The organism is Parahoeflea olei (genome assembly GCF_001703635.1).
Classification (GTDB): domain Bacteria; phylum Pseudomonadota; class Alphaproteobacteria; order Rhizobiales; family Rhizobiaceae; genus Hoeflea; species Hoeflea olei.
In genome coordinates, this window is record NZ_LQZT01000050.1 from 115,000 (window position 1) to 136,031 (window position 21,032).

General features: G+C 66.4%; 24 protein-coding genes. 6 read left to right on the forward strand and 18 right to left on the reverse strand.

Annotated elements, in window-relative coordinates:
* The first annotated feature begins 13 nt into the window (after positions 1–13).
* Positions 14–772: a crotonase/enoyl-CoA hydratase family protein gene (locus AWJ14_RS21410; RefSeq protein WP_066184676.1), complete on the forward strand. Its 759-nt coding sequence runs from the start codon at positions 14–16 to the stop codon at positions 770–772.
* A gap of 405 nt (positions 773–1,177) precedes the next feature.
* Here AWJ14_RS21410 and AWJ14_RS21415 read toward each other — a convergent pair whose 3' ends face one another.
* The 8 genes from AWJ14_RS21415 to AWJ14_RS21450 form a co-directional block, all read right to left on the reverse strand.
* Positions 1,178–2,437, reverse strand: coding sequence for a class I SAM-dependent RNA methyltransferase (locus AWJ14_RS21415; RefSeq protein WP_066184507.1), 1,260 nt, complete (start codon positions 2,435–2,437; stop codon positions 1,178–1,180).
* Entirely contained in the window at positions 2,434–3,201 is a 768-nt protein-coding gene (locus AWJ14_RS21420; protein ID WP_066184509.1) for a TlyA family RNA methyltransferase, read from the reverse strand. Before AWJ14_RS21420 ends, AWJ14_RS21415 begins: the two co-directional genes overlap by 4 nt.
* A 58-nt stretch (positions 3,202–3,259) precedes the next feature.
* Positions 3,260–3,562: a hypothetical protein gene (locus AWJ14_RS21425; protein ID WP_139112743.1), complete on the reverse strand. Its 303-nt coding sequence runs from the start codon at positions 3,560–3,562 to the stop codon at positions 3,260–3,262.
* 183 nt (positions 3,563–3,745) lie between these two features.
* A complete protein-coding gene (dxs, locus tag AWJ14_RS21430) occupies positions 3,746–5,677 on the reverse strand; it encodes a 1-deoxy-D-xylulose-5-phosphate synthase (RefSeq protein ID WP_171904920.1) in 1,932 nt (643 codons plus the stop codon).
* 243 nt (positions 5,678–5,920) lie between these two features.
* Complete coding sequence (locus AWJ14_RS21435; protein WP_066184515.1) at positions 5,921–6,160, reverse strand: hypothetical protein; 240 nt, start codon at positions 6,158–6,160, stop codon at positions 5,921–5,923.
* A gap of 181 nt (positions 6,161–6,341) precedes the next feature.
* A complete protein-coding gene (locus tag AWJ14_RS21440) occupies positions 6,342–7,265 on the reverse strand; it encodes a pirin family protein (RefSeq protein WP_066184517.1) in 924 nt (307 codons plus the stop codon).
* Between the two features lie 49 nt (positions 7,266–7,314).
* Positions 7,315–7,560, reverse strand: a complete 246-nt coding sequence (locus AWJ14_RS21445) for an exodeoxyribonuclease VII small subunit (protein ID WP_066184519.1) — start codon at positions 7,558–7,560, stop codon at positions 7,315–7,317.
* Positions 7,561–7,563: 3 nt separating this feature from the next.
* Complete coding sequence (locus AWJ14_RS21450; RefSeq protein ID WP_066184521.1) at positions 7,564–8,490, reverse strand: histone deacetylase family protein; 927 nt, start codon at positions 8,488–8,490, stop codon at positions 7,564–7,566.
* A 170-nt stretch (positions 8,491–8,660) separates the two neighbouring features.
* On the opposite strand from AWJ14_RS21450, the gene AWJ14_RS21455 reads away from it, so the two are divergent.
* Both AWJ14_RS21455 and AWJ14_RS21460 read left to right on the forward strand, forming a co-directional pair.
* Positions 8,661–9,854, forward strand: a complete 1,194-nt coding sequence (locus AWJ14_RS21455) for a winged helix-turn-helix domain-containing protein (RefSeq protein ID WP_066184523.1) — start codon at positions 8,661–8,663, stop codon at positions 9,852–9,854.
* 168 nt (positions 9,855–10,022) lie between these two features.
* Complete coding sequence (locus AWJ14_RS21460; RefSeq protein ID WP_066184525.1) at positions 10,023–10,793, forward strand: gamma-glutamyl-gamma-aminobutyrate hydrolase family protein; 771 nt, start codon at positions 10,023–10,025, stop codon at positions 10,791–10,793.
* On the opposite strand, the gene AWJ14_RS21465 is transcribed toward AWJ14_RS21460, so the two are convergent.
* The 3 genes from AWJ14_RS21465 to aroC form a co-directional block, all read right to left on the reverse strand.
* Positions 10,775–11,275, reverse strand: coding sequence for a GNAT family N-acetyltransferase (locus AWJ14_RS21465; RefSeq protein ID WP_066184527.1), 501 nt, complete (start codon positions 11,273–11,275; stop codon positions 10,775–10,777). The genes AWJ14_RS21460 and AWJ14_RS21465 overlap by 19 nt on opposite strands.
* Positions 11,276–11,490: 215 nt before the next feature.
* Complete coding sequence (ribB, locus tag AWJ14_RS21470; RefSeq protein ID WP_066184529.1) at positions 11,491–12,591, reverse strand: 3,4-dihydroxy-2-butanone-4-phosphate synthase; 1,101 nt, start codon at positions 12,589–12,591, stop codon at positions 11,491–11,493.
* A 12-nt stretch (positions 12,592–12,603) separates the two neighbouring features.
* Positions 12,604–13,698: a chorismate synthase gene (gene aroC, locus AWJ14_RS21475; RefSeq protein ID WP_066184531.1), complete on the reverse strand. Its 1,095-nt coding sequence runs from the start codon at positions 13,696–13,698 to the stop codon at positions 12,604–12,606.
* Positions 13,699–13,918: 220 nt separating this feature from the next.
* On the opposite strand from aroC, the gene AWJ14_RS21480 reads away from it, so the two are divergent.
* Entirely contained in the window at positions 13,919–14,179 is a 261-nt protein-coding gene (locus tag AWJ14_RS21480; RefSeq protein WP_066184533.1) for a DUF1344 domain-containing protein, read from the forward strand.
* Positions 14,180–14,354: 175 nt separating this feature from the next.
* On the forward strand, positions 14,355–14,990 hold the full coding sequence (catB, locus tag AWJ14_RS21485; RefSeq protein WP_066184535.1) for a type B chloramphenicol O-acetyltransferase: 636 nt from the start codon (positions 14,355–14,357) through the stop codon (positions 14,988–14,990).
* An 84-nt stretch (positions 14,991–15,074) separates the two neighbouring features.
* Here the strand turns inward: catB and AWJ14_RS21490 are convergent, their stop codons facing one another.
* The 5 genes from AWJ14_RS21490 to AWJ14_RS21510 form a co-directional block, all read right to left on the reverse strand.
* Entirely contained in the window at positions 15,075–15,371 is a 297-nt protein-coding gene (locus AWJ14_RS21490) for a hypothetical protein (RefSeq protein ID WP_139112744.1), read from the reverse strand.
* Positions 15,372–15,543: 172 nt separating this feature from the next.
* Positions 15,544–16,134 carry a histidine phosphatase family protein gene (locus AWJ14_RS21495; RefSeq protein ID WP_066184539.1) on the reverse strand — a complete coding sequence of 197 codons (591 nt, stop codon included), beginning with the start codon at positions 16,132–16,134 and terminating at the stop codon, positions 15,544–15,546.
* 37 nt (positions 16,135–16,171) lie between these two features.
* Positions 16,172–16,984 (reverse strand): enoyl-ACP reductase FabI, encoded by an 813-nt coding sequence (gene fabI / locus AWJ14_RS21500; RefSeq protein WP_066184541.1) that lies wholly within the window; start codon positions 16,982–16,984, stop codon positions 16,172–16,174.
* 210 nt (positions 16,985–17,194) lie between these two features.
* Positions 17,195–18,229: a DnaJ domain-containing protein gene (locus AWJ14_RS21505; protein ID WP_083220423.1), complete on the reverse strand. Its 1,035-nt coding sequence runs from the start codon at positions 18,227–18,229 to the stop codon at positions 17,195–17,197.
* Positions 18,230–18,334: 105 nt separating this feature from the next.
* Positions 18,335–18,688 (reverse strand): RT0821/Lpp0805 family surface protein, encoded by a 354-nt coding sequence (locus AWJ14_RS21510; RefSeq protein WP_066184545.1) that lies wholly within the window; start codon positions 18,686–18,688, stop codon positions 18,335–18,337.
* A 150-nt stretch (positions 18,689–18,838) separates the two neighbouring features.
* Here AWJ14_RS21510 and pdxH point away from each other — a divergent pair, with 150 nt between their 5' ends.
* Positions 18,839–19,453 (forward strand): pyridoxamine 5'-phosphate oxidase, encoded by a 615-nt coding sequence (pdxH, locus tag AWJ14_RS21515; protein WP_066184549.1) that lies wholly within the window; start codon positions 18,839–18,841, stop codon positions 19,451–19,453.
* Here the strand turns inward: pdxH and AWJ14_RS21520 are convergent.
* Positions 19,444–20,511 carry a polysaccharide deacetylase family protein gene (locus tag AWJ14_RS21520; RefSeq protein WP_066184551.1) on the reverse strand — a complete coding sequence of 356 codons (1,068 nt, stop codon included), beginning with the start codon at positions 20,509–20,511 and terminating at the stop codon, positions 19,444–19,446. The genes pdxH and AWJ14_RS21520 overlap by 10 nt on opposite strands.
* Positions 20,512–20,641: 130 nt before the next feature.
* The gene (locus AWJ14_RS21525) at positions 20,642–21,031 is read right to left on the reverse strand and encodes a DUF302 domain-containing protein (protein WP_066184553.1); all 390 of its coding nucleotides are present in this window, start codon (positions 21,029–21,031) and stop codon (positions 20,642–20,644) included.
* Position 21,032 lies beyond the last annotated feature (1 nt).

The window sequence follows — 21,032 nt, forward strand, 5'->3', positions numbered from 1 at the left end:
GAAGGGGACGGACATGACAGACCATATCCTGACTGAACGCGCAGGCGATGCCGGCGCACTGAACGTCATCCGCTTCAACCGGCCCGACAAGAAGAACGCCATCACCCGCGCGATGTATCAGGCGATGGCTGAGGCGCTCACCGACGGCGAGGCGGATGCGAGCGTGCGCGCCCATGTGATGCTCGGCACGCCCGGGGCCTTCTCCTCCGGCAACGACCTGCAGGATTTCATGGCGGTCGCCATGGGCGCCTCGAACGGCGCGGAAGTCACCGATTTCCTGCTGGCGCTGGCGAGGCTCACAAAGCCGCTGGTCTCCGGCGTCGACGGGCTGGCGATCGGCATCGGCACCACCATCCAGATGCATTGCGACCTGACCTTCGCAACGCCCGGCTCACGCTTCCATACCCCGTTTGTCGACCTGGCGCTGGTGCCCGAAGCCGGCTCCAGCCTGCTCGCGCCCGCGATCATGGGCCACCAGAAGGCCTTCGCGCTGCTCGCCGCAGGCCATCCCTTTTCCGCCGAAGAGGCCGAATGCGCGGGCCTGATCTTCCGCGTGGTCGACGCCGACGCGCTTGAGTCCGCCGTCTTCGAGGCGGCCTCGGCTCTCGCCGCCAAACCGCCCCAGGCACTCGCGATCGCCCGCCGCCTGGTCAAGCCCGACCCGGAAACCGTCGTCGCCCGCATCCGCGAGGAGGGCGCGCTGTTTGCCAGCCAGTTGAAAAGCGCCGAAGCCTTGGCCGCCTTCCAGGCCTTCATGGCGCGGAAGAAGTAGGCGCCGCTTCAGCGCCGGCCTTCTCAGACCGCGCGGTCACGCCCTGCGTCATCCCGGGCTCTCTCCGTCGTCATCCCGCACTCTCTCCGTCGTCATCCTCGGCCACCGAGCCGAGGATCCATACCGTGATGTCTCGACCTGTATCGGGGCTGGAAAGAACACGGAATGGATCCTCGGGTCGGGGCCCAAGGATGACGAAACGAGGGGTCCGTGCATCGGCCGCGAAATACGGAAATGCGCGGCCAATCCCCCGTCATGCCGGACCCCGATTCGGTATCCAGCGGGCGAGCGTCCGCGAGCCGGGTGGCGCCTTCTTTGTCCGACAACAGTCTCTCACCGCGCGGACGCGCGAGTGGGCGGCCCGCGGATCAGCTCCGGGGTGACGGTGGAGAGGGCGGAGCCCTTCTACCGCTTCGGGCGTTCGAGCAGCGCCACCACTTCCACATGGGCCGACCACAGGAACTGGTCGATCGGCGTGACCGAGGTGAGGCGGTAGCCGGATTTGAGGAGGATTTCGAGGTCGCGGGCAAGCGTCAGCGGATTGCAGGAAACCGCGGCGAGGCGCGGGATCGTCGAGCGGGCGATTTCCTGCGCCTGGGTTTCGGCGCCCGCGCGCGGCGGGTCGAAGACGAGGCCCTGATAGGGTTTGAGCTCGGAGGCCATCAGCGGGCGGCGGAACAGGTCGCGCTTTTCCACGCTCACCGGCTTAATCCCCTGCGCGTGGCGCGCGGCGCGGTCAAGCGCTGCGAGCGAAGCGCCATCGGCCTCCACCGCGTGCACATGGCTTGCCTCGGCGAGCCGCAGCGCGAAGGTGCCGGCGCCGGAAAACAGGTCGGCCACGCGCTTGGATTTCTTAAGGTGATCCGTGACGAGGTCGCCCATCACGGTCTCGGCCTCGCGGCTCGCCTGCACGAAGCCGCCTGGCGGCGGGTTCACGCTCACGCGGCCGAAGCCGAGTTCGGGCGGCTGTTTCTCGATCAGGATCTCGCCATTGAAAGTAAGCCGGGCCACGCCCGCCTCGGCCCGCACCGCCGAAATGATCCTCAGCCGGTCGGGTTCCGTGAGCTTGAACGGGGCCTCGGCGGCCAGATCCAGCCCGGGGGCGGCGTCGAGCACGGAGAGCCGGAACGCCTCCCTGCCGACCGCCACCGCGGTGGCAAGGCGGCGGAGCGCCGGCAGCATCTGGTTGATCCGCTCGGAGGCGACGACGCAGGTCTCGATCGCGACGATGTGGTGGCTTGAGGCGCGGTTGAAGCCGAGCACCGCGCCCTTGTCCGTGCGGCGCGCGGCAAACACCACGCGTCGCCGCGCGTGCGGCGCGCAGGCGACGAGCGGCGCCACCTCTGCCCTGATGCCACGGCTTTCGAGTGCTGCGACCACCAGGTCGCGCTTCCAGTCGCGATAGGTCGCATCGGCCACATGCTGCAGCGCGCAGCCGCCGCAGCCGGCATTCTCATGGTCGGGGCCGAAATGCGGGCAGGGCGGCGTCACCCGGTCGGGCGAGGGCTCGAGCACGGCAATCAGCGCGCCGCGGTTCTTCTCGACCCCGGCATTGACCACGTCTCCGGGCGCGGCGAAGGGCACGAACACCTGGCCCCGGGGCGTGTCGGCGATGCCGTCGCCCTGGGCGCCGAGCCGCGCGATGGCAAGTCTTTCAGCGCTCATGTTTTGACGCCTCCGATCAGGAATTCGTGGTTGCCGTCGCTGCCCTCGATCGGCGAGGCGACAGGGCCGGTGGCGCGCCAGCCGGGCAGGCCATCGAGCCAGCGGGCGAGATCGTCCGCGATCCGCGGGCCTTGCGCGGGATCCTTCAGCAGTCCGCCCTTGCCGATCGCTGTCCGTCCCGCCTCGAATTGCGGTTTGACCAGAAGCACGGCGAAGGCGCCGGGGGCGGCGAGGTCGAGCGCCGGCGGCAGCGCCAGTTTCAGCGAGATGAAGCTCACGTCGGAGACCACCGCGCCGATCTCGGCGCCGTCGAGATGCGAGGCCGCGAGATCGCGGGCGTTCAGCCCCTCGAGATTTGTCACGCGCGGATGGCCAAGAAGCGACGCCGCCAGCTGGCCATGGCCGACATCGACCGCGAGCACGCGGGTCGCGCCGGCTTCGAGCAGCACCTGGGTGAACCCGCCGGTGGAGGCGCCGATATCGAGGCAGGTCCGCCCCTCCGGATCGTAGCCGAAGGCGGCGAGCCCGGCCTTGAGCTTGAGCGCCGCGCGCGAGACGTACTCGCGCGCCGCATCGCGCACCGAAATCTCCGCCGAATCCGCCACCAGCGCGCCCGCCTTGGCGATGACCGCGCCATCGACCGAGACCGCCCCGCGCGCGATCGCGTCGCGCGCCCGCGAGCGGCTGTCGTAGAACCCGCGCCGGACCAGGACCTGGTCCAGCCGGTCGCGCGCGGGCGCATTGGGGGAGGCGGGTGTGTTCATCGCGCCGTCTTGGCGCGGAAGCGGCGCGAGGGCAAGCCCTTTGTCGGGGCGTGGGCCGTCAATAGCGGAGGATGCTGCCCTCCGCGCGCGGCTGCCTGCCATTTGGCGCCGGGGCCGGCATGACGGTGCGGGGATCGGTCACGGTAACGTGCTCAGGCGCGCCGGCGGGCGCGGGCGGCGCGGAAAAGCCAGAGGCCCCTCGCAACCCGACCCGCTCGGACAGCGGCGGAAACAGGTGATTGCGGGCATCGAGATCGAGCGGCCCGCGGATCTCGCCGAGTTTGGGCTGCAGCATGCGGATCGCGGCCTCCTCGATATGGCGGTCATAGGCCGGTTGTGCACCGGCCAGCGCCGCGGCCATCGAGGTGCCGCTGAGCAGCGATGCCGCAAGCGCCCCGCATGCCAAATGCCGCGCAGCAAGCTGTCGCGCAGAATGTCCCGGTGTCATGATCAACCACCCCGTCAGTCTTCTTCTTCTGGCAAGGAGACTAGCAGCCACGCCTTTCGGAACGCCCAAAAGACATGGTTAGAGGGCGGCAAATGCCTATGGTTTCAGAAGGCTTACCTGCGCGGTGTCGCGCGCCTGGCCGGTGAGCGTGCGGAACACGGTGTCGACGATGCCCCTCCGGTCGAGGCCGGCGCGGGCATACATCGCTTCCGGGGAAGCATGGTCCATGAAGATGTCGGGCATCACCATGGAGCGCGCCCTCAGGCCCCCGTCGAGCAGACCTTCCGACGACAGGAACTGGAACACATGGCTGCCGAAGCCGCCGACCGAGCCTTCCTCGATGGTGATCAGCACCTCGTGGTGGCGCGCAAGCTGCCGGATCAGGTCGTGGTCGAGCGGCTTGGCGAAGCGGGCGTCGGCGACCGTGGTCGACAGGCCCGCCGCGTCGAGGTCCTCGGCGGCGAGCAGGCATTCGGCGAGCCGCGTGCCGAACGACAAAAGCGCCACCTTGGCGCCCTCGCGGACGATGCGGCCCTTGCCGATTTCCAGGATTTCGCCGCGGGCGGGCATTTCCACGCCCACGCCCTCGCCGCGCGGATAGCGGAACGAGATCGGGCCCTCGTCATAGGCGGCGGCGGTGCGCACCATGTGCTTGAGTTCGGCCTCGTCGGCCGCGGCCATCACCACGAAGCCCGGCAGGCAGGCGAGATAGGCGGTGTCGAAGGTGCCGGCATGGGTGGCGCCGTCGGCGCCCACGAAGCCCGCGCGGTCGATCGGGAACCGGACCGGCAGCTTCTGGATCGCCACGTCGTGGACCACCTGGTCGTAGCCGCGCTGCAGGAAGGTCGAATAGATCGTGCAGAAGGGCCTGAGCCCCTCGGTCGCCATGCCGGCGGCAAAGGTCACCGCATGCTGTTCGGCGATGCCGACATCGAAGGTGAGGTCGGGAAAGGCTGTGGCGAATTTGTCGACGCCGGTGCCGCCTGGCATGGCCGCGGTAATGGCGACGATCTTGTCGTCAAGCGTGCCTTCCTGGACCAGCGCCTCGCCGAAGACGGCGGTGTAGCTCGGCGCATTGGGCTTGGCCTTGGCCTGGGTGCCGGTGACCACGTCGAATTTCGACACGCCGTGATATTTGTCGGAAGCCGCTTCGGCGGGCGCGTAGCCCTTGCCCTTCTGCGTGACCACGTGAATGAGAACCGGCCCGTCGCCATTGTCGCGCACATTGCGCAGCACCGGCAGCAGGTGCTCGAGATTGTGCCCGTCGATCGGGCCGATGTGATAGAAGCCCAGCTCCTCGAACATGGTGCCGCCGGTCACATAGCCGCGGGCGTGGCCCACCGCGCGGCTGATGGCGCGGTCGGCGCTTTCGCCGAGATAGGCGGTCAGTTTCTTGCCGGCCTCGCGGATGCCCATATAGGTCCGGCCCGAGGCCATGCGCGCGAGATAGGCGCTCATCGCCCCGGTCGGCGGGGCGATCGACATGTCGTTGTCGTTCAAAATCACGATCAGCCGCGCGTCGAGCGCGCCGGCATTGTTGAGCGCCTCATAGGCCATGCCCGCCGACATCGCGCCGTCGCCGATCACCGAGATCACGTTGCGCTTGACGCCTTGCAACTGGCTTGCGACCGCCATGCCGAGCCCGGCGGAAATCGAGGTCGAGGAATGACCCGCGCCGAAATCGTCATACTCGCTTTCGGCGCGCTTGGTGAAGCCCGACAGCCCGCCTTCCTGGCGCAGCGTGCGGATGCGGTCGCGGCGTCCGGTCAGGATCTTGTGCGGATAGCATTGGTGGCCGACATCGAAGATCAGCCGGTCGTGCGGGGTGTCGAACACCTTGTGGATGGCGATCGTCAGTTCCACCACGCCGAGGCCGGCGCCCAGGTGACCGCCGGTGCGCGACACCGCGTCGATCATTTCGGCGCGCACTTCCTGCGCCAGCTGCGGCAGCAGCTTGTCGTCAATGGCCTTCAGGTCGGATGGGAACCGGACGGTATCCAGGAGCGGGGTTTCTGGCGGTTTTGTCACGTCATGCCTCACAATCATTCAGGCCTAGCCCGGAAACCGGAATGTGTAAACCCGGATTAACGCTTCAAGTGGGGCTTGTGTAAACATGCCACAGGCGTGTTTGTCACGCCTGCGCGGCCGCCCGTAACCTCACCGCAAGCAGCGCATTGTCGGCGCCAGGGTTGCGGGCGAGGCCCCATCCAGACGGAAAAAGGCGGCCATGCGCTGGATGGCCGCCTTTTTGAACGCGCCGTCGGGGCCGGATCAGTTGTAGCCCTGGCTCTTCAGTTTCTTTTGCCAGGCCTTGAAATTGTCGACGCCGCCCGGGCCGAGGCGCTGTTTCGGACCCGATTTGAACATCGAGATTTTTTCCGACAGGAAACAGCCGCCACTGCTGCAATTGAGCGCGTAGGACTTGCCGTCCTTCTTCAGGGTTGCATTGCCGGCCAGGGCCGGCGAGACCACCGCAAGGCTCAGCAGGGTCGCGCATAAGTATTTTCTCATAAACATATCCTCCAATGACAATGCCGAAAGTTTGTAATCGAACAAACCCGGGTTTCAACAAAATAATAGTGGATCCGCGAATGAAATGCCAAGCAATGCGGCCGAACAGATCGTGGCCGATGCTGGCGCAGTCTGCCGGTTGGTTGTGAGTCGGTGCGGCGATGGCCAAAAAATGCGGGGCTCAGGCTCCCGGAAGCGGCACGAATTCCTCTTCGTCGCCGGGAACGATATCGAACCGGCCGGTGCGCCATTCGGCCTTGGCCTGTTCGATGCGCTCGCGCGAGGAGGAGACGAAGTTCCACCAGATGTGGCGCCGCGTCGGCATGCTCTCGCCGCCGAACAGCATCAGGCGCGCGCCGGTTTCGCCGGCGGTCATCGTGATCGCGTCGCCCGGGCGCAGCACCAGCAGCCGGTCGGGCCCGAAGCGGTCGCCGGCGATCTCGATCGCGCCGTCGAGCACATAGATCGCGCGCTCTTCCCAGGCTGCATCGAACGGCGCCGAGCATGAGGGCTCGAGCGCAAGATCGACATAGAGCGTGTCGCTGAATTGCGGCACCGGCGACGTGGCGCCGCCGAAATGGCCCATCACCAGCCGGGCGCGGATGCCGTGATCGGTTATCACGGGCAATTCGGTGTTGGAGACATGGGCGAAGCTCGGGTCGATCTCCTCAAGCGTGTCGGGCAGCGCAAGCCAGGTCTGCAGGCCCGAGATCGAAAGCTCGCCGCCGCGCATCTCCTCGGGCGACCGTTCCGAATGCACGATGCCGCGGCCGGCCGTCATCAGGTTCACGTCGCCCGGGCGGATCACCATTTCGGTGCCGAGACTGTCGCGATGGCGGATGGCACCGTCGAACAGATAGGTCACCGTCGACAGCCCGATATGGGGATGCGGTTTGACATCGAGGGCGGCGCCGCCGGTCAGCACCGCCGGACCCATCCGGTCGAAAAAGATGAACGGTCCCACCATGCGCCGCCGTGCGGTCGGCAGCGCCCGGCGCACGGCGAAGCCGCCGATGTCGCGCGAGGAGGGGATGATCAGGTGCTCGATGGCGTCGCAGGACAGTGCGTCGCCAGGCTCGGGATCGCCGCCGGGAAAGAAGCTCATCTGGGTCTCTCCTCGTCCGGGCCCGCGCTCGCGGGGCGCGCGCGCCTGGTTATTCGGTGTCAAGCGGCTCGGTGCCGGCCGGTTGGCCCTGGCGGTCGAGCCGGATCTTTTCGATGCGCTTTTCGGCGGCCGACAGGAGCTTCTCGCAATGCGCCTTCAGCGCTTCGCCGCGTTCGTAGATCTCGATCGACTTGTCGAGCGCCACGTCGCCGCGTTCGAGCTGCTCGACGATGCGTTCGAGTTCGGCCACCGCCTGTTCGAAACTCAGGGTGTTGATGTCGCTGGCTTCCGTCACGGGTCAGCCCTCCTGCAGCCGGATCACGTGGGCGGCCGCCGATTCCGCGAGGCCGACCAGATCATAGCCGCCTTCGAGCAGGCTGACGACCCGGTTGCCGGCGTGCCGGCCGGCGATTTCCATCAACTTGCCGGTGGCCCAGTCGAAATCGTCGGCGACCAGGTTGATCTCGGCGAGGGGATCGCGGTGGTGCGCATCGAAGCCGGCCGAGATGATGACGAGGTCCGGCCGCGCGTTTTCGACCGCCGGCAGGATGCGGGTCCTGAAGGCCTCGCGGAACTGGTCTCCGCAGTCATTGGCCGACAGCGGCGCGTTGAAGATGTTGCCCTGGCCGGTTTCCGACAGCGCTCCGGTGCCGGGATAGAGCGGCATCTGGTGGGTCGAGCAGTAGATCACGCTCGGGTCGTCGTAGAAGATGTCCTGGGTGCCGTTGCCGTGATGCACGTCCCAGTCGATGATCGCCACCCGCTCGGCGCCATAGACCTTCTGCGCATGGCGCGCAGCGATGGCCGCCTGGTTGAACAGGCAGAACCCCATCGAAGTGGCCTTCTCGGCATGGTGGCCAGGGGGGCGCGTGGCGACAAAGGCGTTGTCGGCCTCTTTCTTGAATACCGCATCGACCGCTGCCATCGCCCCGCCGACGCCGATCAGCGCCGCTTCCATCGAGCGCGGGCTTGCCACCGTGTCCTCGTCGATGCGGGCGAACCCGGTTTCGGGAATCGATGTGCGCACGTGTTCGAGATAGCTCTCGGGATGCGCCAGCAGCACCGATTCGGCCGCGGCTTCCGGCGCCAGGTGGCGGACCAGCGTGTTGAAATGCTCGTGTTCGAAGATGGCCTCGAGCGCCTTCAACCGGTCGGCCCGCTCCGGATGGCCGGGCGGCGTTTGGTGTTCCAGGCAGATGGGATTGTAGTAATAATAAGTTGTCATGGAATCCGTCTAACGGTGAAATCGCGCTGGGGCCAGTCCTATCGATAAAGCAAGATCCGCGACCTGTCACCTGCGCGCGCGCCGCAGCCGCGCTTGGGCCTGACCTCCGAGAGCCGTCGGGGCGGGACAATGGCTGTTGAACAAAGCGGGAACGCGTGTAAGCTCGCGCCATGGTGATTCCGGTTTCCAACACCGCCGCGCGGCGGATATTCCTCGCCAAGCAGGGGCTTTCGGCGCCGCCCGCCCGGGCGTTGTCAAAACAGGACCTGCTCGCGCTGATCCATGAGATCGGCTTCGTCCAGGTCGACAGTATTTCGACCGTCGAGCGCGCCCACAACCAGATCCTGTTTTCCCGCAACCAGACCTTCCGGCGCGAGCATCTTCGGCAGTTGCTGGAGGAGGACAGGGACCTGTTCGAGCACTGGACCCATGACGCCTCGATCATCCCGAGCGCCTTTTATCGCTACTGGAAGCACCGCTTCCGGCGCAGGGAACCGGTGATGCGCGAGCGCTGGGCCAAGTGGCATGGCGAGAATTTCGACAGGGCTTTCGACGAAACCTATGCCCGGATCGCCGAGACAGGCGCGATCATGGCCCGCGAGGTCAAGCAGGCCGGCCACAAGTCCGGCGGCTGGTGGGAATGGCATCCCTCCAAGACCGCGCTCGAATTCTTCTGGCACACCGGCAAGCTCGCGATCTCAGCCCGCGAGAACTTCCAGAAGGTCTACGACCTGAGCGAACGGGTGATTCCGGATCGCCACCGCATGCCCGAGGTGACGCACGAGGAATTTGTCGACTGGGCCTGCCGCGGCGCCTTGTCGCGGCTCGGCTTCGCCACCCACGGGGAGATCGCGGCCTTCTGGGCCCTGGTGACGCCGGAGGAAGCCAGGGCCTGGGTCGCGGCCAACCGCGCGGAACTCGTGCCGGTCGAGATCGACTGCATGGGCGGGGGCAGGGCGCGCGCGAGCTTTGCCTTCAAGGGCCTGTCGCCCGATCCGGCCGACTGGCCCGATCCGCCCGCGCGGGTCAGGGTGTTGAGCCCGTTCGATCCGTTGCTGCGCGACCGCAACCGCGCCGAACGCCTGTTCGGATTCTACTACCGCATCGAGGTGTTCGTGCCCGAGGCCAAGCGTGAATACGGCTACTACGTGTTCCCGCTGCTCGAAGGCGACCGCATCATCGGCCGCATCGACATGAAGGCCGACCGCAAGGCCGACACGCTCAAGGTCGCCCGGCTGTGGCTCGAACCGGGCGTGCGCGCCTCGGCCGGGCGCCTGGCGAAGCTCGACGCCGAACTTGCGCGCCTTGCCCGCTTCACCGGCGTGTCGGGCGTCGAATATGCCGAGGGCTGGCTTGCCGCCTGAGGCGCGGAGGCAGGCTCCGGCTGCAGCGGTTGAAACTCCGTCACCCCGGAATTCAGGGTTTTTGTGCGGTTTTTTGCCGGGGTGGAGTTGTTGAACGCCGCAGGGTGTGGAAAACACGGAGGGTCTGTTCCGCTTGATGCGGGGCCGACCTGAATGCGAGGCCCACTCATGCCAAAGCCCGTTATCGGCATCATCGGCAACACCTACAACATGGAAAACCGGTTCCTCGTGCAGATGGCCGGGGAACGCAATCTCCAGGCCATCGCCGACGTCACCGGCGCCCTGCCGCTGATCTTCGCCGGCAATCCCGAGATCACCGACATCGACGACCTGCTGTCGGTCGTCAGCGGCGTGCTGCTGACCGGGGCGCGGGCCAATGTGCATCCGAGCCGGTTCGGCGCCGTGCCCGATCCGCGCCACGAGCCCTATGATGTCGCCCGCGACGCCGTGGCGCTGCCGCTGGTCGAGGCCTGCGTCGCGCGCGGCGTGCCGCTGTTCGGCATCTGCCGCGGCTTTCAGGAAATGAACGTGGCCGGCGGCGGCTCGCTGCATCCCGAGATCCGCGAACTGCCGGGGCGGATGAACCACCGCATGCCGCGGCTGGAGACCGGCGAGATCCATCCCGACCCGGCGGTGGTCTTCGCCGACCGCCACGAGGTCAGGCTCGAACCCGACGGCGTGTTCGCGCAGATCCTCGGCAGCAGCACCATCCGGGTCAATTCGCTGCATGGCCAGGGCGTGCTCGAACTCGGCGACAGGATCGTGTCGGAAGGCGTGGCGGAAGACGGCACCATCGAGGCGATCCGCTTCCGCGACGCGAAGGGGTTCGCGCTCGGCGTTCAGTGGCACGCCGAATACGACCCGCAGGACAATCCGGTCAATCAGAAGCTGTTCCGCGCCTTCGGCGAAGCGGTGGCCGCCTATCGGGCGGAGAACTGACCGGCCAGCCCTTTGCGAAAGCGATGCGTGGGGACGATGACCCTGCGGGTGACGCCCGCCGGGGTCCATAGCGCATCGTCAAAGGTCTCGGCGAGACGCCAGCCGTTCCGGAGGTAGAACCGCTCTGCCCGGGCATTGCCCGCAGTGCAAAAGAGTTCCGCCTCGGTGACCCCGACCTGCGCCAGGGTCCGTTCCGCGAACGCGAGCAAGGCGGGCGCGACGCCCGTGCCGCGCGCTGCCGACCCGACATACAGCTTGACGACTTCGCAGTCCTTCACGGACACGAAACTGATGGGCCGCGCGCCGGAAACGGCGACGAAGAACCTGTCTGTTGCTTCCGCCCACCAGGTGCGAAAGGTGTCCGGCTTCCGGTAGGCCAGGATCTCCTCGGGCACGAGAGCGGCATGGGCCTCGTGCCATCCCCGATGCCAGAGGGAAATGATCGCCTCGGCGTCGTCTGCGGTGGCGGGTCGGATGTCCATGCAGGTCTCCCGTGATGAGGGCAGGGGCTTTGCGAGGGACGTCGGCCGCGGGGGGCAATCGCGTGATCACGGCCGCGGCAGACGCAAGGGCTTCCGCGGGGGGCGGAGCCGGATGCTATCCGAAATCAATCGGCCTGAGCGTCAGGTCATGCAAGGGATGCGCCACCACTTTGACAGGCGGGTACTGCCGCCATCACGCATGTCCGGCTGGCGGTTCAGAGAATCTCGGTCGAGGAGATCTTGATGCCGAATCCTTCGAGGCCGACATAATGGCGCTCGCGCGAGGAGTAGAGCCGGATCGAGCTGATGCCGAGATCCTTCAGGATCTGCGCGCCCAGCCCGATTTCGAGCCATTCGTCCTCGCGGGCCTTGGCTTCCGCATGCTCCTCTCGGTCGCCGGCGATGTCGCGGCGGTTCGTCTGCTTGCCGACGCCGACCGAGCCTTCGCGCAGATAGACCACCACGCCGCGGCCTTCCCTGGCCATCCGCGTCATGATCGCGGTCATCGGGTCGGCCTTGGAAAACACGTCGTCGACCACCGATTCGAGATGCAGCCGCACCGGCACGTCGACGCCGTCGCGCACGTCGCCGAACACCACGGCAAGGTGATGCATCGGATCCCACGGCAGCTTGTAGGAATGCGCCTTGGCGGGGCCGGCGACGGTCTCGACGTCGAAGCTCTCGACGTGGTGCACCAGCGTTTCCTTGCGCTGGCGGTAGGCGATCAGGTCGGCGACCGAGATCTGCTTGAGATTGTGCGTGGCGGCGAACTGGTCGACCTGCTCGCCGCGCGTGACCGTGCCGTCATCGTTGACCAGTTCGCAGATCACCGCGATCGGCGGCAGGCTGGCGAGCCGGCACAGGTCGACGGCGGCCTCGGTATGGCCCGAGCGCATCAGCACCCCGCCCTCGCGCGCGATCAGCGGAAAGATGTGGCCGGGCCGGGTGAAGTCGGACGCGCCGGAATTGGGGTTGGCGAGGTTGCGCGCCGTCAGCGTCCGGTCTTCCGCGGAAATGCCGGTGGTGGTGCCGTGCTTGTAGTCGACGGAGACGGTGAAGGCGGTGGTGTGCGCCGAATCGTTTTCCGCCACCATCGCTGTCAGATTGAGCCGCTTGGCCTCTTCCCGCGGCATCGGCGTGCAGACGATGCCGGAAGTGTGGCGCACGATGAAGGCCATCTTTTCGGGCGTGCAGTGAACCGCGGCGACGATCAGGTCGCCTTCGTTCTCGCGGCCGCCGTCATCGGTCACGACCACGATTTCGCCGGCCTCGAAGGCCCGGATGGCGTCAACGACGTGCGCTTGGTCATAGCTCATGGAACGTCTCTCTCAGTCCAGGCGGCCGGTCTGGCCGCGGTCCCGCAGATAATGGTCGGCCAGCGCGCAGGCGACCATGGCTTCTCCGATCGGCACGGCGCGGATGCCGACGCAGGGGTCGTGCCGGCCCTTGGTGCGCACGTCCACCTCGTTGCCGTCGGCATCGACCGAACGCCGGTCGTTGAGGATCGACGAGGTCGGCTTGACGGCGAAGCGGGCAACGATCGGCTGCCCGGTCGAGATGCCGCCGAGAATGCCGCCGGCATTATTGGACAGAAACACCGGCTTGCCGTCGGGGCCGATGCGCATCTCGTCGGCATTTTCCTCGCCGCTGATTTCGGCCGCGCCGAACCCGTTGCCGATCTCCACGCCCTTGACGGCGTTGATCGACATCAGGTTGGCGCAGATGTCCTGATCGAGCTTGGCATAGATTGGTGCGCCCAGCCCGGCGGGCACGTTTTCGGCCACCACCTCGATGACGGCGCCGACCGAGGAGCCCGCCTTGCGGATGGTGTCGAGATAGTCTTCCCACACCGGCACCATCTTGGCGTCCGGGCAGAAGAACGGGTTGGCGTCGACCTGGGACCAGTCCCAGTTGCCACGGTCGATCTTGCGATCGCCGATCTGCACCAGCGCCGCGCGCACGATCATGTTCGGCACCACCAGGCGTGCGAGCCCCCCCGCCGCCACCCGCGCCGCGGTCTCGCGCGCCGAGGAGCGTCCGCCGCCGCGATAGTCGCGGATGCCATATTTGACGTCATAGGTGTAGTCGGCGTGGCCGGGCCGGTAGCGCCGGGCGATCTCGGAATAGTCCTTGGAGCGCTGGTCGGTGTTCTCGATCAGCATCGACACGGGCGTGCCGGTGGTAACGAGCTCGCCGCTCTCCTCGCGCATCACGCCCGAGAGCACTTTCACCTTGTCGTCCTCGCGGCGCTGGGTGACGAAGCGCGACTGGCCGGGCTTTCTCTTGTCCATCCAGTGCTGCAATCCGTCCTCGGAAAAACGCAGTCCGGGCGGGCAGCCATCGACCACGCAGCCGAGCGCCGGACCGTGGCTTTCGCCCCAGGTGGTCACGCGAAACAGATGGCCGAAAGTGTTGTGCGACATGGATTTTACCGTGATCTTGGCGGGGCCGGCCCGCGTCCTTGCATTCGTGCCGAGTTCTAGAGGATATCGGGGGGCGGGGGGAAGTGTTTTTGTGCAAACGGGCAGGCGCCAGGGGCGTTTCGTTGACATCGGCTGCGTTTGTGGCTCTCATGCCGCCATCAATTTTGCCACAATCAGCCTCTTCAAGGGGCAAAACGAATCTTTGACCAAGGATTGTCCCATGCGTCTTGCCATTTCTGCTTTGCTGACCGTGTCCGCCCTTCTCGCGCCATTTGCGGCCTGGGCCCAGAGCGCGGACGCCACCGGCCTGATTGCCGAGGTCTCGCCCGCCGACCAGACCATCAAGCTCGACGACGGCAAGGTCTACCAGACCCCGACCGAGTTCAATTTCGAAGGCCTCGACAAGGATGTCGAAGTGGTGATCTTCTACACCGAGGTCGACGGCAAGCGGATGATCAACGATCTCGAACTGGTGCAGTAAGCCGCCGAGCGGTCACGCACCCCTCTCTTTTCCATGTGAAGGTCCCTCGTGAAGTCGGCAGACCGAACCATCTGAATGACGCCCTGACGCTCGGACAGGGCTCAAGCGCAGCGCCGTCCGGCGGCTGCGCCGGTTCCGCGTGCGCGCGGACGCACATCCATTCAGAGGACTGAACATGAACAATTATTTCGAAAGCCCCTTCCGGGGCGTCACGCTCGACAAGCAGGTCACCAACCCGAACATCGTCGTTGGCCGCTACAGCTATTACTCGGGCTATTATCACGGCCACAGCTTCGACGACTGCGCGCGGTTTCTCCTGCCCGATGACGGCGTCGACCGTCTCGTGATCGGCAGTTTCTGCTCGATCGGCTCGGGTGCAGCCTTCATTATGGCGGGCAACCAGGGACACCGCAACGACTGGATCAGCACCTTTCCCTTCTACTGGATGTCGGAGGTCGAGGCCTTCGAAGGGGCCGCGAACGGCTACCGGCCGGCCGGCGACACGGTGATCGGCAACGATGTCTGGATCGGGTCGGAGGCGATCGTCATGCCCGGGGTGCGAATCGGCGACGGGGCCGTGATCGGCACAAGGGCGGTGGTGACCCGCGATGTGGATCCCTATGCCATCGTCGCGGGCAATCCCGTGCGAACCGTGCGGATGCGCTTCGATGAACGCTCGGTCGCGCTGCTCACCGAAATGTGCTGGTGGGACTGGCCCGAGGCGCAGCTCAAGGCCGCGATGCCGTTGCTCACCAGCGGTGACGTCGAGGCGCTGCACGCGCATTGGAGCGAGCGCATCCGCGCCGGTTGACAGCGATGCCCCCGCCTCCTGACCGGGGGGGGCGGGGGCACGACCGGCTCAGCTCCGGAAGGCTGGTCGGGCAGGCCCTGGTCGCTATTTCACGGTGAACCTGGACCGGAGCGGGTGACCCGTCGGCGCCGGGTCGTTTTCAAAGCGGGGCACGATCACGCTGACGTAAAAGCTGTCGGGGCCGCGATAGCCGCGATCCGGCGTATAGATGATCTGCAGCCCCCTGACCTTGCCCTTGCAGTTTGCGGGAATATTTTTGGCCTTGCTCATATTGGTGGTGAAATCGAGCCGGCCATGCTTCGGCGGGGTCTGGATCTGGTGTTTGATCCGCCCGAAAGTCGCGCAGGTGGAAGGCAGCCAGACCGCCACGTCGTACATCACGGATGATCTGTTGGCCTTGACGACATCCGCGGCCGTCGCGGGCAGGCAAAGGCCCATAAGGGCCATGAAAGAAGCAATTGGAAATCTCATGTTCGACGCTCTCGCTGGTGCAATGGCGAGAGAGTAGGCAGGAGAAGCCCGGCCGTAAAGCATAAGGTTGTGCGTGCGGCGATTACACCCAGCCGATCGACGCGCCGTCGATCTTCAGCACACGGTCCTGGGGGATGTCGATCATCGCGGCTTCGTCGCCGGGCACATGGCCGATGCGGTTGAACAGCGCGCGCACCACGCCGCCATGGGCGACGCAGATCGTGGGGCGGGTGACCGTTTCCAGAAACCGGTCGATGCGCTGGGCGAGCATGGCATAGCTTTCCGCGCGCGCGCCCGGCGGGCGGAAATCCCATTTGCCCTGTTCGCGCTGCTCGATCAGGTGCGGGGAGTGCGCCGCCACTTCTTCAAGCGTGTGCCCCTCCCAGTCGCCGAACGACAGTTCGATCAGCAACTGGTCGGTGCGATAGTCCCGGGGCTCAAGGCCGGCCGCCTTGCGCACCAGTTCCATGGTTTCGCGCGTCCGGCCCAGCGGGCTTGCCACCCAGTCGAATTCGGGCAGCGGCAGTTCCAGGCTCTCGAGCCCGGCGAGCGTGCGGCCGTTGCCGGTCGCCTGGGCGCGGCCGGTGTCGTTGAGCGGAATGTCGCGTGCGCCCTGAAGACGGTCCTCCTTGTTGTAGTCCGTCTGTCCATGGCGGATCACATAGAGAAGCATGCCGGCGGTCCTTCAGGGGCGGGTGTCGGGCTTGGGGCTAGACGACGCTGATATCGGGCGCATCGACGGCCTTCATGCCGACGGTGTGGTAGCCCGAATCGACATGCAGCACTTCGCCGGTGACGCCGCGGGCGAGATCGGAGACGAGATAGAGCGCGGAATCGCCCACCTCTTCGATGGTCACCGTGCGCTTGAGCGGCGAATTGTACTCGTTCCACTTGAGGATATAGCGGAAGTCGCCGATGCCCGAGGCGGCAAGCGTCTTGATCGGCCCGGCCGAGATCGCGTTGACGCGGATGTTGGAGCCGCCGAGATCGACCGCGAGATACCGCACGCTGGCTTCCAGGGCGGCCTTGGCGACGCCCATCACATTGTAGTGAGGCATCACCTTTTCCGCGCCGTAATAAGTCAGCGTCAGGATCGAGCCGCCATCCGTCATCAGCGGCTCGGCGCGCTTGGCGACCGCGGTCAGCGAATAGACCGAGATCTCCATGGTGCGGTTGAAGTTTTCGCGGGTGGTCTCGACATAGCGGCCGGTCAGTTCGTCCTTGTCCGAAAACGCGATCGCGTGGACCACGAAATCGAGCTTGCCCCACTTTTCTTCCAGCGCCGCGAACACGGCATCGACGCTGTCGAGGTCGGTGACGTCGCAGTGACCGGCAATGATTGCGCCCAGATCCGCGGCCAGGGGCTCGACCCGCTTCCGCAGCGCGTCGCCCTGGTAGGTCAGGGCCAGTTCCGCGCCGGCGTCGGCGCAGGCCTTGGCAATGCCCCAGGCGATCGAGCGGTTGTTGGCCACGCCCATGATCAGCCCGCGTTTGCCTTTCATCAGGCCGGAAGTGTCAGCCATTCTAGTCTCCCTCGGAATTGAAGCGCAGGCTATGGCACACGGGGCAGCCGCCTGCAAGTCACGGTGTTAAGGGCGCGGTGCGCCGGTGATATGTCGTATGCGTGTCAGCCGGGGATCCGGCTGCTCAGCGGTGCAATGCTCTGCTTCATATCCTGAAAGCGAGCATTTTTGCGGCCGGACCGGCAGCCCGGTGCCGGTCTTCGCGCGGGGTCAGACATAAATCGCCTTCCGGCTGATGCGCATCAGGTCGATGAGTTGCTGGTCGGGCGTTTCCGGCAGCACCACCCTGAGATGGACGAGCAGCGCGCCGCGCCCGCCGCCGGCGGTGGGCAAGCCCTTGTCCTGGACGCGCAGCACGGTGTCGGAACCCGACCAGGCCGGAACCGCGAGCCGCAACGGGCCGTCGAGCCCTTCGAACAGGATCGATCCGCCCAGCACCGCCTCGGCAAGCTCGATCGTCTGCTCGCCGTGAATGTCGGCGCCCAGCGAGCGGAATGTCGGATGCTTGCGGTGGCGCACGGTCACCACCGCAGGTCCCAGGGCGGAGGCGGCGGGCGCTGGGACTTCGATCTCGGCGCCGTCGACGGTGCCGGCCGGCACTTCGAAGCCGACCGTCGTGCCGTCGGCCAGGGTGATTTCCGCGCGGCTGCCGGTCAGCGCCGCCTTCAGGTCGATCTCGACGTGATGACGCGAAACCGGGGCGGCCGCCTGCGGCTTGTGCCGCGTCTTCCATTTCTCGAACAGCGCGTCGAGGGCGTCGAGCGGGTCTTCGTCCATGCCCGGCGCGTCGGATTGGCTACGGCGCCGGGATGTGGTGGCCCGGTCCGGTGCCTGCTTCGGCTCGCGGGCTGCCGCGTCGCCGAAGATGTGCGACACCATCTCCTCGAAGCTTGCGTCCCCCGGGGTGTCGGCGGGCTGCCCGCTTGCCGCCGCGCCGGCGGAGGCTGCGGTGCCCGATGCCATCGCCTGCTTGAAGGCCTTGAACGGATTGGCCGCGAAGCCCCGCATCGGCCGCGTGCGCTTGCGGCCGCGGGCATCGATATGGCCGTTGTCGAATTTGAGCCGCATGTCCGGATCGATCAGCAGCCGATAGGCATGCGAGATCTCGGCGAACCGGTTCCCGGCCTCCGGATCTCCCTGATTCTGGTCGGGATGCCAGGTCTTGGCGAGCTGGCGGTAGGCGTTCTTGATCTCGTCGGGCTTTGCCGTTCTGGAGAGGCCGAGCACCGTGTACGGACTACGCATAATACAAAATTCCCGTAACGCTTATCGCGGCCAGCGTAGCGGGATATTGCTAACCATCCGTATATGAAATCGCGTGCGGTGCGAATCCGGGGCGGGGCTGACGTCTCAGGCGCCGATGCGGTCGAAATTGAGGAGATCCCATCCGCCGTCCGGGCGCTGGCAGACCCGGCCCTCGAACATGCCGACGCCGTCATAGCTGTGCCGCGTGGTCCGGAACTGACGGCAGGCCCGCGCGCCATCGGCAACTGCGGTGACGCCGCCGATCACACCGGCGGAGCCGGTAAGCGTGTTGGACCAGGGCTGCGGTTCGGCCATGCCTGCCTGCCCGAGCGCGCCCACGAGATCGCGGATCACGGTGCTGTCCGACTGGATTTCGCTGTCGGCCGACAGCGGCGTGATCGCGCCGGTGGTGCTGTCGTCGATCGTCAGCGCCGACACTGCCGGGGACTTGCCGCTCATGCAGCCGGACAACGCCAAACAGACGGGCAGCGCCAGCGCTGCCCGGAAAACGGCGCGCCGGGCCGTCCTGCCCTTTTCCGCTCCCTTCGCTTCTGTTAGGTCAAATATCACGATGCTGCCAACTCCGGCCTGGAGGCATGAAGGAAGACTATGACGGAAACAGGGTTAACAATCGGTGACTTCACCGAAGCGGACGAACCGTACCGGCTTTTCGCCGCATGGATCGAGGAGGCGAAGGCTTCCGAAATCAATGATGCCAATGCGGTCGCGCTGGCCACGGTCGATGCGGACGGGCTTCCCGATGTGCGCATGGTCCTGCTCAAGGGCTTCGACGAGCGCGGTTTCGTCTTCTACACCAATTTCGAAAGCACCAAGGGCCGCGAGATCCTGGGCTCGATGAAGGCGGCGATGTGCTTTCACTGGAAATCGCTGCGCCGGCAGGTGCGCGTACGCGGGCCGGTGGAGCAGGTCAGCGACGCCGAGGCCGACGAGTACTACGCCTCGCGCCCGCGCGGCAGCCGCATCGGCGCCTGGGCCTCCAAGCAGTCGCGTCCGCTCGAAAGCCGTTTCGCGCTCGAAAAGGCGGTCGCTGAATACACGGCCAAACACGCCATCGGCGACATTCCGCGCCCGCCCTTCTGGTCCGGCTTCCGCATCATTCCGCAGACCATCGAATTCTGGCACGACCGTCCGTTCCGGCTGCACGATCGCGTGGTGTTCGCCCGTACCGGCGATGCCTGGGACAGGACCCGGCTCTATCCCTGACGCGCGGGCCGCAGCGCGAAGGGGATGCCGGACGCCAGCGCGCCGACATAGCGGGTCTTCTGGTAATAGCCGTTGAGCGAGATGCGGTTGAGCGCGAACGGGGTCTCGAGGCTGCGTCGTGAAAGCACGCCCGGATTGGTGGTGACGGCGAGCTTGAAGCCGAGCTCTCGCGCGGTCTCGTATTCGCGCGGGCCCGCGGCGCAGCTGTCGCCATAGGGATAGGCCAGCAGTTTCGGCGTCTCCCCGGTGATCCGCGCCACCCGCTCGGCCGAGCGGGCGATTTCGGAACGCATCTCCTCGGCCGGCAGATGGGCGAGGTTGAGATGGCCGATGGTGTGGGCGCCGAGACGGGCGAGCGGCCGGTCGGCAAGCCGGGCAAGTTCGGCTTCATCCATCACCTCGCGGTCGACGATGCCGGTCGGACAGATGCCTGCCGCCTTGGCCAGTGCGTCCAGCCGCTTGACGATCGCCTCCTGGTTGGCGCAGGCGAGCGATTTGTGAAGCCGGTCGAAGGCCGCGTATTTTTCGAGCAATGTCCGGGTGGGAAGGGTGATGTCTCCCCCGCCGAAATCGAAGCTGAAGGTGTCGACCTGCGCGAGCAGCTGTTCGGCGGTTTCCCACCAGATCGAATGGGTCCGGTCAACGAAGCCGCCGGAGATGAAGATGGTGTAGGGCACGCCGTGCTTCTCGAACACCGGCCGGGCATACCGGTCGTTGTCGCGGTAGCCGTCGTCGAGCGTGAACACCATCGCCGGCCCCGGCTTGTCCGGGCGGGCGAGATAGTCCGGCAGGTCGCAGAGCGCCACGGGGACATGGCCGTCGCGCTTGAGCCGGGTGATGCTCGCGTCCAGGAACTCCGGGGTGACGGTGAGGTGGGCGGCGGGATCGAAGACCTTGTGCGCGGCGGGCCGGACGTGATGCAGGGTGAAGATCGCGCCCATGCCGCGTGCGCCCGGCATCATCCCGCTGCGCGACATCAGTGAAACCGCCTCAAGCCCGCTCTGGATCACGGCGCGCTTGATCATCCTTCGTGCTGCGACGGTATTTGGTCCGTACATGAAATCCGATCCGAATTGCGCATGGGATGCGGGCAATTGGCAAGCATTACCAGTCCGGACTTAACCGATGTTGAATCCCCGCCGAGATTTTTGCGGCCGGGGCCGGGGGAAGTGCCCCGGTTCGCGCCACTCAGATCGCCACGACCACATCCTCAAGCATGGCGCGTACGGTGCCTGCGACCGACTGCAGCTTCCCGTTTTCGATTGCCTGCATGGAGGCGACGGGGTCGATGGCGCTGACCATGATTTCGTCGTCCGAGGTCGCGCGCACGATCACGTTGCAGGGCAGCATCGCGCCCACGCGCGGCTCGATGCCGATGGCCTGATGCGCCATGCCCGGATTGCAGGCGCCGAGAATCAGGTAGTCGTCCATGTCCTGGTCGAGCTTCTTCTTCATCGTCGCCTTGACGTCGATCTCGGTCAGCACGCCGAAGCCCCTGGCCGCCAGCGCCGCGCGCGTCCGCTCCACGATCGTCTCGAATGCCTCGCCCTTGAAGCTGCGGTCGAGTGTATAGCCCATG

What these genes read in the sequence shown, in the direction of transcription:
- AWJ14_RS21510 (WP_066184545.1), bottom strand. Translation starts at nt 18,688, where the DNA reads ATGAGCGGCAAGTCCCCGGCAGTGTCGGCGCTGACGATCGACGACAGC.
- AWJ14_RS21450 (WP_066184521.1), bottom strand. Translation starts at nt 8,490, where the DNA reads ATGACAACTTATTATTACTACAATCCCATCTGCCTGGAACACCAAACG.
- AWJ14_RS21455 (WP_066184523.1), top strand. Translation starts at nt 8,661, where the DNA reads ATGGTGATTCCGGTTTCCAACACCGCCGCGCGGCGGATATTCCTCGCC.
- aroC (WP_066184531.1), bottom strand. Translation starts at nt 13,698, where the DNA reads ATGTCGCACAACACTTTCGGCCATCTGTTTCGCGTGACCACCTGGGGC.
- AWJ14_RS21410 (WP_066184676.1), top strand. Translation starts at nt 14, where the DNA reads ATGACAGACCATATCCTGACTGAACGCGCAGGCGATGCCGGCGCACTG.
- ribB (WP_066184529.1), bottom strand. Translation starts at nt 12,591, where the DNA reads ATGAGCTATGACCAAGCGCACGTCGTTGACGCCATCCGGGCCTTCGAG.
- AWJ14_RS21425 (WP_139112743.1), bottom strand. Translation starts at nt 3,562, where the DNA reads ATGGCCGCGGCGCTGGCCGGTGCACAACCGGCCTATGACCGCCATATC.
- AWJ14_RS21460 (WP_066184525.1), top strand. Translation starts at nt 10,023, where the DNA reads ATGCCAAAGCCCGTTATCGGCATCATCGGCAACACCTACAACATGGAA.
- pdxH (WP_066184549.1), top strand. Translation starts at nt 18,839, where the DNA reads ATGACGGAAACAGGGTTAACAATCGGTGACTTCACCGAAGCGGACGAA.
- catB (WP_066184535.1), top strand. Translation starts at nt 14,355, where the DNA reads ATGAACAATTATTTCGAAAGCCCCTTCCGGGGCGTCACGCTCGACAAG.
- AWJ14_RS21480 (WP_066184533.1), top strand. Translation starts at nt 13,919, where the DNA reads ATGCGTCTTGCCATTTCTGCTTTGCTGACCGTGTCCGCCCTTCTCGCG.
- AWJ14_RS21495 (WP_066184539.1), bottom strand. Translation starts at nt 16,134, where the DNA reads ATGCTTCTCTATGTGATCCGCCATGGACAGACGGACTACAACAAGGAG.
- fabI (WP_066184541.1), bottom strand. Translation starts at nt 16,984, where the DNA reads ATGGCTGACACTTCCGGCCTGATGAAAGGCAAACGCGGGCTGATCATG.
- AWJ14_RS21440 (WP_066184517.1), bottom strand. Translation starts at nt 7,265, where the DNA reads ATGAGCTTCTTTCCCGGCGGCGATCCCGAGCCTGGCGACGCACTGTCC.
- AWJ14_RS21435 (WP_066184515.1), bottom strand. Translation starts at nt 6,160, where the DNA reads ATGAGAAAATACTTATGCGCGACCCTGCTGAGCCTTGCGGTGGTCTCG.
- AWJ14_RS21520 (WP_066184551.1), bottom strand. Translation starts at nt 20,511, where the DNA reads ATGTACGGACCAAATACCGTCGCAGCACGAAGGATGATCAAGCGCGCC.
- AWJ14_RS21415 (WP_066184507.1), bottom strand. Translation starts at nt 2,437, where the DNA reads ATGAGCGCTGAAAGACTTGCCATCGCGCGGCTCGGCGCCCAGGGCGAC.
- AWJ14_RS21505 (WP_083220423.1), bottom strand. Translation starts at nt 18,229, where the DNA reads ATGCGTAGTCCGTACACGGTGCTCGGCCTCTCCAGAACGGCAAAGCCC.
- AWJ14_RS21420 (WP_066184509.1), bottom strand. Translation starts at nt 3,201, where the DNA reads ATGAACACACCCGCCTCCCCCAATGCGCCCGCGCGCGACCGGCTGGAC.
- AWJ14_RS21465 (WP_066184527.1), bottom strand. Translation starts at nt 11,275, where the DNA reads ATGGACATCCGACCCGCCACCGCAGACGACGCCGAGGCGATCATTTCC.
- AWJ14_RS21525 (WP_066184553.1), bottom strand. Translation starts at nt 21,031, where the DNA reads ATGGGCTATACACTCGACCGCAGCTTCAAGGGCGAGGCATTCGAGACG.